10 protein-coding genes are annotated in these 11,134 nt (G+C 60.8%); 3 read left to right on the top strand and 7 right to left on the bottom strand.

The features are described from left to right. Positions 1 to 64: 64 nt before the first annotated feature. The 6 genes from ACAG25_RS23530 to ACAG25_RS23505 all read right to left on the bottom strand — a co-directional run bounded on the left by ACAG25_RS23530 (position 65) and on the right by ACAG25_RS23505 (position 7,652). Positions 65 to 1,291: a sugar nucleotide-binding protein gene (locus ACAG25_RS23530; protein ID WP_370490892.1), complete on the bottom strand. Its 1,227-nt coding sequence runs from the start codon at positions 1,289 to 1,291 to the stop codon at positions 65 to 67. 131 nt (positions 1,292 to 1,422) lie between these two features. Continuing rightward, positions 1,423 to 2,292, bottom strand: a complete 870-nt coding sequence (gene rfbA / locus ACAG25_RS23525) for a glucose-1-phosphate thymidylyltransferase RfbA (RefSeq protein ID WP_370490897.1) — start codon at positions 2,290 to 2,292, stop codon at positions 1,423 to 1,425. 342 nt (positions 2,293 to 2,634) lie between these two features. Continuing rightward, positions 2,635 to 4,089, bottom strand: a complete 1,455-nt coding sequence (locus tag ACAG25_RS23520; protein ID WP_370490891.1) for a polysaccharide biosynthesis tyrosine autokinase — start codon at positions 4,087 to 4,089, stop codon at positions 2,635 to 2,637. 100 nt (positions 4,090 to 4,189) lie between these two features. Beyond that, positions 4,190 to 6,043 (bottom strand): DUF4012 domain-containing protein, encoded by a 1,854-nt coding sequence (locus ACAG25_RS23515; protein ID WP_370490890.1) that lies wholly within the window; start codon positions 6,041 to 6,043, stop codon positions 4,190 to 4,192. Between the two features lie 91 nt (positions 6,044 to 6,134). Continuing rightward, positions 6,135 to 6,566, bottom strand: a complete 432-nt coding sequence (locus ACAG25_RS23510) for a hypothetical protein (protein WP_370490889.1) — start codon at positions 6,564 to 6,566, stop codon at positions 6,135 to 6,137. A gap of 270 nt (positions 6,567 to 6,836) precedes the next feature. Next, positions 6,837 to 7,652: an endonuclease/exonuclease/phosphatase family protein gene (locus tag ACAG25_RS23505; protein ID WP_370490888.1), complete on the bottom strand. Its 816-nt coding sequence runs from the start codon at positions 7,650 to 7,652 to the stop codon at positions 6,837 to 6,839. Positions 7,653 to 7,972: 320 nt separating this feature from the next. Between ACAG25_RS23505 and ACAG25_RS23500 the strand changes: the two genes are divergently transcribed. From ACAG25_RS23500 to ACAG25_RS23490, 3 genes are read left to right on the top strand one after another with little or no spacing between them, the layout of a single operon-like run. Then, positions 7,973 to 9,598, top strand: coding sequence for an acyl-CoA carboxylase subunit beta (locus ACAG25_RS23500; protein WP_370490887.1), 1,626 nt, complete (start codon positions 7,973 to 7,975; stop codon positions 9,596 to 9,598). A 39-nt stretch (positions 9,599 to 9,637) separates the two neighbouring features. Continuing rightward, the gene (locus tag ACAG25_RS23495) at positions 9,638 to 9,919 is read left to right on the top strand and encodes an acyl-CoA carboxylase subunit epsilon (RefSeq protein WP_370490886.1); all 282 of its coding nucleotides are present in this window, start codon (positions 9,638 to 9,640) and stop codon (positions 9,917 to 9,919) included. Continuing rightward, on the top strand, positions 9,919 to 10,548 hold the full coding sequence (locus tag ACAG25_RS23490) for a nucleoside triphosphate pyrophosphatase (RefSeq protein ID WP_370490885.1): 630 nt from the start codon (positions 9,919 to 9,921) through the stop codon (positions 10,546 to 10,548). Before ACAG25_RS23495 ends, ACAG25_RS23490 begins: the two co-directional genes overlap by 1 nt. Before the next feature lie 118 nt (positions 10,549 to 10,666). Here ACAG25_RS23490 and ACAG25_RS23485 read toward each other — a convergent pair whose 3' ends face one another. After that, positions 10,667 to 11,110 (bottom strand): hypothetical protein, encoded by a 444-nt coding sequence (locus ACAG25_RS23485; RefSeq protein ID WP_370490884.1) that lies wholly within the window; start codon positions 11,108 to 11,110, stop codon positions 10,667 to 10,669. Positions 11,111 to 11,134 lie beyond the last annotated feature (24 nt).

Raw genomic sequence — 11,134 nt, 5'->3', positions numbered from 1 at the left:
CCGCCGATGGGCAGTACTTATTGGCCGCGGATGGGCATTTTCATGTCCGCCAGTGGGCAGCTTTTCATGTCCGTCGACATACATCCGCCCACGACATGACGGGTCCCCCGCCCGTTGCGTTATAGATGCCATATGGGGCCCCGCTGTCGACTAAGTGAACTATCGCTCTCGCCAACTCGGAGGCGAATGTCAATCGCCCGTACTGATCATCCACCACGGACGGGTTAACCCCCCGATGCGCTAATGACAGCATGGTGCTTACGAAATTCCGGCCTTCTCCGATAACCCAAGAGGTGCGCACGATGTAGTGACGCGCCACGGTGGCTGCCAATTGGTCGCCTGCTGCTTTAGTCTGCCCATACACCCCCAACGGGGCGACAAAATCGTCCTCGGAATAGGCTCGCCTCCCCGTGCCGTCAAAGACGTAGTCACTGGAGATGTGCACAAGGGTAATACCGAATCGAGATGCGATCCGAGCCAATGCCGCCACGCCGGTGACATTTGTCGCCCACGCTGCAGCTCGACCGTCGGGTGTCTCAGCGCGGTCAACGGCGGTAAATGCCCCAGCATTGATAATGGTGTCGTAATCTTGCCACCGCCGCATCGACACGAGGTCGGTCCCCGTGAGATCAATTTCATTGCGGTCGGCGAATTCGGCGTGCCGAGCGTCAGCATAGGCAACCCGCAAGGCGCGGCCCAGTTGTCCAGACGCTCCTAACACCAGAGTTTTTCGCCTTGGAATCGGGATGATGTCCGCTAACACCGGATGCTGACGGTCTTTGTCCGATATCTTTGCGCGTCGCAGGTCGATAGGCCACTCGATCGCCGCAGTATCATCGGCCAAGTTGAGCGAAATGTATTGAGCACCGGGCGACCAGTGGTCGTTAACCATGTATGTGTACGTCGTCTGAGGTTCGAGAGTCTGAAAGGCGTTACCGACGCCGCGGGGCACATATGCGGCTCGTGACACGTCGAGCTCTGTGGCGAACGTGGTGCCGAATGTAGGGCCCTCCCGCAAGTCGACCCAAGCAGCAAAGACGCGTCCACATGCCACCGAGACAAATTTGTCCCACGGCTCCGCGTGAATGCCGCGGGTCGTTCCGACCGTCGAATTGTAGGAGATGTTGTTCTGAACGGGACCGAAGTCGGCAAGACCCGCATCCACCATCTTCTCGCGCTGCCAGTTCTCCTTAAACCATCCCCGATTGTCGCCGTGCACGGTCAACTCCCAGATTTCGAGGTCAGGTATGGGCGTCGGCCCTGATGTCAATTTCTTGCCGAATACGGTCATTGTGCGCTCCGGTCACTGCTTGAGTAGAGAAGAAAACGCTCGGATAGCTTGATGATCGGTATGGGCCGCGCTGGCGGGCACGAATTTCGAGCTGATGAATTCTGGACGACCCGTCACCAGCATTCGGCCCATCAGTGACCCCGTTCCAACAACTCCGCCAAATAGGTTCCGTACCCGGACTTAGCGAACGTACCGGCGCGCTCGCATAGCTCATCGTCAGAAATGAAACCCTGCCGCCAGGCTATCTCTTCGGGTACGCCGATTTTCAGACCAGTCCGCCGTTCTATGGTGCGTACGTACTCCGCGGCGTCCGTCATCTGATCGAACGTTCCGGTGTCGAGCCATGCGGTCCCACGGGGCAACACCTCCACCCGTAGCATTCCTCGCTTCAGATAGATTCGGTTTACGTCAGTGATTTCGTATTCTCCACGACTACTTGGTTTTAATTCTCGGGCGATCGCGAGCACGTCATTGTCGTAGAAATACAGTCCGGGTACCGCGAAGTTGCTCTTGGGGATGCGAGGTTTTTCCTCAAGCGAGATCGCGCTGCCGCGCTCATCGAACTCTACAACGCCATAGGCTGAAGGCTCAGCTACCCGGTAAGCGAAGATGACACTGCCGCTGACTTCTGTGAACCGCTGTAATTGTGTACCCAACCCGGGCCCGTGCAGCAGATTGTCACCAAGCACTAACGCTACTTTGTCGTGCCTAATAAAATCCGAGCCAATCGTGAAGGCTTGGGCGAGGCCGTCGGGCCGCGGCTGCGCGGCGAAGCTTATAGATATTCCGAATTGCGAGCCATCGCCAAGAAGCCGCTGGAAGTGCTTAGCGTCGTGCGGTGTCGTAATCACTAATATATCCCGGATACCCGCCAGCATCAGGGTCGAAAGCGGGTAGTAAACCATCGGCTTGTCATAGACCGGAATCAATTGCTTCGACACTCCGAGTGTGATCGGGTGTAGGCGCGTCCCCGAGCCGCCTGCCAGAATTATGCCTTTCACGCGTGCCATCGTGACACGAATCTCTCCAAATGCAAACGGGCGACATAGATCGATAAATAGAGAGTCAATTAATCTGGAGTTGCCTTAGTGCTTGCACGAGACGGACGTAGGGCAATAGAAGCAGTATCCGTCTTTAGAGGTTCGTAGCGAGCGTCACCCACGCTTCAGACGCTTTTTCTGATCTGATCCTACGCACCAACCGATTCGAGGTCTGCGTATCAGTCAATTTGAATGGGCTTGGAAAAGCTCCAATGCAGATGCCGTGTTTCCCAGCGCCCTCAGACCCAGTCATCCTGCTCCATACCACTATGCGCCGGTGCCATCTGATGCCGCGCTACAGGTTCATTCCGATTTTTCTCGCGCGCGCTGGGCATTTTTACGACGAAACGTCGCGCTCCGACGGGCGCCAGCGCCATGAGGCGATGCTTGTGGTCGCCCCTCAGCCTCGGCTCCGTAGTAGGAGTATCCATAGCCATACGATCCTCCCCCGCGTGTCGGCGTCATCGTAAACACTGCCCCTAGCAGGGGTGCTCCTACATCGCGGAGGTTCTGAACGGCATGTAAAATCTGCTCACGCCGTGTGTGGCCGTAGCGAGCGATCAGCAATACGCCGTCAGCACCTGCCGCGAGGAGCGCCGCGTCGGTAACGGCAAGCAACGGCGTGGAGTCGATTATCACGTAGTCGAATTCGCTGCTCAACTGTGCGAGGATATTCCTGGCCGACTGTGAACCGACCAATTCACTCGGATTCGGCGGAATCGCTCCAGAGGCGAGAACTGTCAAGCCAGGAAATCGGGTCTTTTGAAGAGCGTCAGACAGGGTGGCTTGCCCGCTCAAAACCGTACTAAACCCCACTGATCCGACAAGGTCGAGGTACTTGTGCAACACCGGCCGGCGCAGGTCCCCATCCACGAGTACAACCTTGTTGTCATTTTCAGCCAGGGCTAGTGCAATATTAATAGAAGTAGTTGATTTACCCTCGCTCGGTACCGAACTCGTGATAACTAGCAACCGCGGCGGATTGTCAACTGACAAAAACTTCAGGTTCGTGCGCAGCTTGCGAAACGCCTCCGAAATAATCGAGTTGTCGGCGTCAAACGCGATAGCCGCAGTCTTCCTTCTTTCCTTATCAAGAGGAATACTGCCAACGATTCCAGTTTCAGTCAGTTCCTGCAGGAGGTCACGGTCTTTGACGGTATTATCCAGCAGATCACGAGCGACCGCGAGACCGGTGCCTGCGAGCAGACCTAATATCAGCCCAATTGCCAAGTTGCGATTAGTCCTGGGTGTCACAGGAGATTCTGGAATTGTTGCGCGCTGCTCTATCACGACCCGCGCATCCGGACTGGTGCCGTCCTGCGGAGTCTCGAGCTCCTCAACCAGTTTCACAAATTCACCCGAAAGTGTGTTCGCGATATCGCGCGCCCGAATCGGAGAAATGTCCAGCACATCGACATTAATAAGTACGGTGTCCAGCTTTACCGTCGCTTTTACGTTTTCCTGTAGCTCCTTTGCCGACATATCTAGACCCATTTTATCGATAGTCCGCTGAGCGATCGTCTCGCCCCTCAGAAGTTCTGCGTAGGAGATCACGCGCTCTTGCGAAAATCTATTACCTTGGTAAACATCAGAGAGCGATGAGCCAGCAGTCGTGGAGACAAATAAACGTGTCGACGCTTGATATAGCGGAGTGGTGAAGAGGTTAACCAATACAGCTAAGAGCAATGAGATGACTACCATGACGGCAATGGTTATCCATCGAGAACGCAGTACCTTGATTAATTCTTGCAGATTCAATGGAGCCCTCCACTACTGAGCGTCTAGGGCACAAAAGACGGTCGGCGCCCCTGCGCAATAAAACACATTTGCATTCGAGATCTTCATATAATCGGCCACATCAGCACCGAGGTACCTGCACTTTAGGTTCAACGGTCTGGACCAGCGGTTGCGTGAGCACGCGCGGCTCGCCCTGAACAGTGGGTTCGGACATCTGGTATGTAATGTCGGCGGATTGGCCGGGCGGGATTATCACCTGAACCTCGAACACCGGATGCCCGCGCTCTGTATTCAGGATCGCCGGCACTTTCTCCCCGTTCAAAATCACGCTGGACAGCTCCGCACCCTTAGTTGCAAACAAACGCACCGAGGCAATGTTGGTGCCCTTAGGCACGCGGATCAGCAGCTCAGGGGAAAGACCTGCCGCGGCCGCAACGTAATCGGGCAACGGGCCATCGGGCACTGTGTTGGTCAACTTCACATTGACCGTCGACGCCCTGGTGTCGCCGCGGCATTCGTCCGCCGCGTACTCGATTTGTGTCCTGAGGTAATAGTCGAGTTTATTGCCGCCCAGATTGTTGATAACGACCGATGCGAACGGTCCGTCGTCTTCGGGCAGGACATGAGCTAAAGGAGTCTCCTCGAGAATCTTTTGCTCGGTCGCAGACGCGCTCCAGACCGCGATCCGACGCTCACTCACGCCTTTACCCAGAGCATCGAGAAGCTGACGAGGCGAGTTGACCGGCCCTGTCATCTTCGTGACTACAGCGTTTGCGATGTCTTGCAGATACTGTTTTCGCGCACTTTGGTCTTCCGGGAAGCGGATATAAGCAGTCGATTCGGTGAGCTCGACAACGTTGTCCCGGGTGATCACCTCCCCGTCGGGCATGGTCACCGGTCCCGTGGCACCGAGGATGTAGCTCAGCGCTACCGGGTCAATCGCTATGACACCGTCCACGACTTGCCCAGTACGCTCCTGCCACATCGTCTTCCAGATTTGTGCAGCATATGGAAAATGTGGACTCAGGTTACTGTTACGGAAATCGGTGAATGGCTCGGCGAACGCGTACTGCTGGTCGTATTCTGCGCCGAGGTCAATGGGCGCGACAGCCCCCTCAAGGTCCGTATTGGACGCCAGTGTGTCGACACTTGCCTCGCCATTCTCGAATCGGAGAATCCCGAAACCACCAAGCAATCCACCCGTTCCGCGTGCTTCAGCGTTGGTCTGGAAGCCCATGAAATAGGAACGCGGACCGTCGGCACCCATCATCGATGGAGCCAAACGTGCTGCCAAGGCTGTGTTCTCGATGATCGATGACACTCCCGCGATCTGGCTTTGCAGTTGGGTACGCGCGTTGCTTAGAAGCGACACATAGCGAGGGTCGGTGATTGCGCCAGCTTCGCCATTCAATCGGCGAGCACTGGTCGCCAACTCGGACAGTTCGGCTTCCTGGCTGCGCAACAGGTCGACGTCGACCCGTCCGTCTTGATAGAGCCGGTCCGGCGAGATGGTCAGCCCGACATCCGCGGCTGGCCGTAGAACATCCGCCGCGAGCCCCAGGACAACATCGGTGACCTGCTGGCCTGATTTGAAGGGACTGCCCAGCCAGGGCACCCCGGACACGAGGTTCCACGCCACGGAGTGGGTGGCGTCGCGGGCGGCCTGCGCGGCTTCGAGCGCGTCGTCCGCCGCTGCCGAAGCGTCTTCGGTATTGCCGTCCAACAACGCGTCTTTGGCGGACTGCGCACTGTCGCGGGCGCGCTCGAGATTCGACTTGGCCTGAAAGGCGCCGACGGCCACCCAGGCGCCCAGCCCGAGGATCACAACCGCCAATACGGCTGCGCCCCAGATGAACTCCCGACGACGCAGAAAAGCCGGCAGTCGCCGCCCGTCCTCGTCGTAATCGGCTTCGGTGCCGTCACCTTCGTCATCGTTGGGATCGGAATCAGCGTGACGTCGCGGAAGAAATCGCACTCAGAGCTTCCTATTGCATGGCTGAAGCCTGCACGTCAGGACGTGCAGGCTTCAGCTCTACGGTTGATGAATTGCGTTGGCGTCTAAATGCTTAGCAGGGGCCCGCGGTCACGGTGCCGTACGGGCCAACCGCGATGCCGGTGCCACCGCGGCATGCACTGAAGTTGAGCTGGCCGTACGCATTTCGCTGTGCGATCAACCGATCTGCGGCGGCCGCAGCCCACCGGCCAAAGAACGTGTCGGGGTTCAGGGCGGCGTATGCCTGCAGTCGCTGAGCCCTGCTGTCGAGGCGGGCAGACCGCGCCCGGATAATCGTCCCAATGTTCTGGAGCGAGGCCACCTGCACGAACCAGAGGAAGTCGCCGGGCGCCTGCGGCAATTCACCCACCATCTGACTTACCGGGGCGGCGGGCACGTGCACATTCGCGGGCGCGGCATTAGCGACGACCGGCGCAAGGGCGGTCGTCGCTGCAACCGCAGCGGCAGCCACGGTGACCTGAAATTTAGTTGCAATGGCGTTCATTTGTTCCCCCCAAAGACGGTTGGTTCCCTCTGTGTTGCTGGAAGCATCCCAGACCGCACCCCCACTGTCAACCAAAACGCGCGAAAGAAATTCGGACACTTGCCCTATGACGAAACATCTATGACCAGCAGGTCCGCTACGCGAGTTGCGAGGAAGTCGCCAGGGTGTAGCAGGCATTTGCGGGTGAGGGCCCTGACTGGCTCATCCAAGTCAGATCATTTGCCGAGACCGCATGTTCTAGCGGATATTCCTATTCGGCGCCCCAGTGCGTCACACAACAATGGTGGCCGCAAGTGCACGGTGGTCAGTCTGGGGTACCTCAACAGTGCGAAGCGACACCGTCGTCGCGTGCCGCGTGAGGACGTGATCGATCGTGACAAGGGACGGTATCCGACGGCCTGAAGGAAACGTCGGAGCCCACCCGGAACCGAGCTGAGCAGCGGCATCGTTGAAGCCCACGCGAAGCAAATCGCGAAACTGCCGCATATCGGGCGTGCTGTTGAAGTCACCAGCAATGATTACCGGCGCCGCGCCCGCCCGCTCCGCCAAGTCGATCATCCGAGTGTCGAGCGTAGCCATGCCGGCTCGCCACAGTTCGAAAGCGCGTCCATAAAACGTCAAAGGGTTAATGACGTGGACTGCGGCGACTATGGCGGCGTCGGGGAGGCCCGGGACGGTCACACGGGCCGCCACCATGCTCCCACCCTTGAGAGATGCGATGCTCTCGAGCGGGTATCTACTCCAGATGCCGATCCCCCCGGCATCAGGTGCGGGTACCAGCACTGAATGCGGAAACACCTCGCGCATGCCCGCCGCGTAGAACTGTTTCACCCACCCGGGGGTCAACTCCGACAACGTGATGACATCGGCACCCGTCCGGGCAAGATCGATTACCGATTGGACATCGGCGCGGCCCTTCCGCAGGTTGACCGACAGGACGCGAATCTCGATCCCCTCTGCCGGTGGTCGCACCTGGTTGCCGTAGTACCAATGCAGCTGCACGCCAGCGCTGGCAGCCATCACGAGTACCGCGACGAAGGCCAGCACCGCCTGCCGGGCAAGCATGGCACCCAAAAACGTCGCCACGGCAAGTAGAACTGCGTACGGGGCGCTCACCGCGACGAGCAACGAAATGTTGGCAGTCAGTGGCAGCGACCGCAGAATCAGGGTGAGACCTACATAACCAAGGGCGACAACCGCGAGCCACGTGCGCAACCGCCCGAACCGCGCGCGATTCCTCCGAGTGATAGCGCATATCCTCTCCCCCGTCCCGCGGTCCGCGGTTGAACGCAGGCTACCAACCGCAGCGCCCGATCGCGGGGCGCCGACCGCGCCCCCAAAGACTTCTTAAGGGACTAGTAAGGGCCGCTCGCGACGGCCAGTGGCGTCGCCGTTAGCATCAACGCATGACCAGCGTGACTGAGCCCGCCGCCGAGCACGACATCGACATCCACACCACCGCCGGGAAACTGGCCGACCTGCGCAAGCGCGCCGAGGAGGCCCAGCACCCGGTCGGTGAGGCCGCCGTGGAGAAGGTGCATGCCAAGGGCAAGCTCACGGCCCGCGAGCGTATCCTCGCGCTGCTCGACGAGGACTCGTTCGTCGAGCTCGACGCGCTGGCCAAGCACCGCAGCAAGAACTTCGGGCTGGAGAAGAACCGGCCCACCGGCGACGGCGTGGTCACCGGGTACGGCACCATCGACGGCCGCGATGTCTGCGTGTTCAGCCAGGACGCCACGGTGTTCGGCGGCAGCCTCGGCGAGGTCTACGGCGAGAAGATCGTCAAGGTCCAGGAGCTGGCCATCAAGACCGGCCGCCCGCTGATCGGCATCAACGACGGCGCCGGCGCCCGCATCCAGGAGGGCGTGGTTTCCCTGGGCCTGTACAGCCGCATCTTCCACAACAACATCAAGGCCTCCGGAGTGATCCCGCAGATCTCGCTGATCATGGGCGCCGCGGCCGGCGGGCACGTGTACTCCCCCGCGCTGACCGACTTCGTCATCATGGTCGACCAGACCAGCCAGATGTTCATCACCGGCCCCGACGTGATCAAGACCGTCACCGGTGAGGACGTCACCATGGAGGAGCTCGGCGGCGCCCACACCCACATGTCGAAGTCGGGCACCGTGCACTACGTCGCCTCCGGTGAGCAGGACGCCCTGGAGTACGTGCGCGACCTGCTGAGCTACCTGCCGCCCAACAACTACGCCGAGCCGCCGCGCTACCCGGCCCCGCAGCCCGGCCCGATCGAGGAGAACCTCACTGACGAGGATCTCGAGCTCGACACGCTGATCCCGGATTCGCCGAACCAGCCCTACGACATGCACGAGGTCATCACCCGCATCCTCGACGACGACGAGTTCCTGGAGATTCAGGCCGGCTACGCGGGCAACATCATCGTGGGGTTCGGTCGCATCGACGGCCGCCCGGTCGGCATCGTGGCCAATCAGCCCACCCAGTTCGCCGGCTGCCTGGACATCGACGCCTCGGAGAAGGCCGCCCGCTTCGTGCGGACCTGCGACTGTTTCAACGTCCCGATCGTGATGCTGGTTGACGTGCCGGGCTTCCTGCCGGGCACCGACCAGGAGTACAACGGCATCATCCGTCGCGGCGCCAAGCTGCTCTACGCCTACGGTGAGGCCACGGTCGCCAAGGTCACCGTGATCACCCGCAAGGCCTACGGCGGTGCCTACTGCGTGATGGGGTCCAAAGACATGGGCTGCGACGTCAACGTGGCGTGGCCGACCGCGCAGATCGCCGTGATGGGTGCCTCCGGCGCCGTGGGCTTCGTCTACCGCAAGGAACTCAAGGAGGCCGCGCAGAACGGCGAGGACGTGGATGCGCTGCGGCTGCAGCTGCAGCAGCAGTACGAGGACACCCTCGTCAATCCCTACATCGCGGCCGAGCGCGGCTATGTCGATGCGGTGATCCCGCCCTCGCACACCCGCGGCTACATCGGCACCGCGTTGCGGCTGCTCGAGCGCAAGGTCACCCAGACCCCGCCGAAGAAGCACGGCAACATCCCGCTGTAGACCCGGCCGTCACCGCCTGCCAGACAAGGACTTTCGCTGATGAACCATGACGCCGACATCGTCGAGGTCTCCGACCCGCGGGACATGACGATCGACGACCCACCACCTCCGGAGCCGCACTTTCAGGTGGTCAAGGGCAACCCGTCGGTCGAGGAGATCGCCGCGTTGGTGGCCGTGCTCGGATCCGCCGGCGGCGCGGGCGCCCACGACCCGGGCCCGCAGGAACTCAACCTGTGGGGTCACCCGGTCGACAAACTGCGCTACTCCCCGACCAGCTGGCAGCGCGTCACGTTGTGGGAACGCATGCACATGCGGCACTGATGACCCGCGTTGTTCTCGGGTCGGCGTCGGCCGGCCGGCTGCGGGTGCTGCAGCAAGCCGGTATCGACCCTCTCGTCGTCGTCTCCGACGTCGACGAGGACGCGATCATCTATGCCATGGACCCGGGCACGCCACCGGAGGCCGTGGTGGCCAGGCTCGCGAATGCGAAAGCCGTTGAGGTCGCGGCAAAACTTCCCGCCGACGTCACCTCCGACTGCGTCGTCCTGGGCTGCGATTCCATGCTGTACGTCGACGGGCAGCTACGCGGAAAGCCCGGTACCGCGGACACAGCACTTCAACAGTGGCGCACGATGGCCGGCGTGACCGGGCATCTGCTTACCGGACACGCGCTGCTACGTATCTCCACCGGTGTCATCACCCACACCGACAGCGAAACCGGCAGCACCGCCGTGCATTTCGCAAATCCGACGGACGACGAGCTTGCGGCTTATGTCGGCAGCGGGGAACCGGTCAACGTCGCCGGTGCATTCACACTGGACGGGCTGGGCGGCTGGTTCATCGACCGCATCGAGGGCGATCCGTCCAATGTCATCGGGATCAGCCTGCCGCTGATTCGGGCGATGCTCGCCGCGGCTGGGGTGTCGGTGGCAGATTTGTGGGAGCGATAAACCGACAGGACAGTCGATCACAACGGGATTTCATACCGCAGACGCACCGGAGCCCGTACACACACTCATAGGTCTACGGGCTCCGATTACGGATGTCTGAGCTGCGGCTCCGCAGTGACTAGGTGGTAGTACTGGCGCAGCCGCGGGTGACGTTCCCGTACGGGCCGACCTGGATGCCCTCGCTGCCACGGCAGGCGCTCAGCTCGAACTGACCGTAGGCGTTGTAGCGCTCGATGGTGCGCTGCGCGGCAGCAGCTGCCCAGCGGCCGAACAAGGTATCGGGGTACCGGTCCGCATAGGACTGCAGGCGCAGAGCGCGCCGCTCGAGGATCTCGCTGTTGAAGCGGATCGACGCGGCAACGAACTGCAGCGAGATGACGCGGCTGTAGTAGAGCAGGTCGCCCGGGGCCTCCGCCACACCGCCGGCCATCTGCTGCACCGGGGCGGCAGCAACCTGCTGCACAGCGGGGGTCGCGCTCGCGGCGGCCGGCGTGAACGCAACAGCAGCCCCCATCGCGACGGCAGCGGCCGTCACCTGGAACTTGGTCACGAAGGCACTCATTTGATTTTCCCCCCAAAAGGTTTT

This window comes from Mycobacterium sp. pV006, assembly GCF_041287115.1.
Classification (GTDB): domain Bacteria; phylum Actinomycetota; class Actinomycetes; order Mycobacteriales; family Mycobacteriaceae; genus Mycobacterium.
The sequence above is the reverse complement of the archived record's forward strand: the minus strand, read 5'-3'. Positions and strand labels throughout refer to the sequence as shown.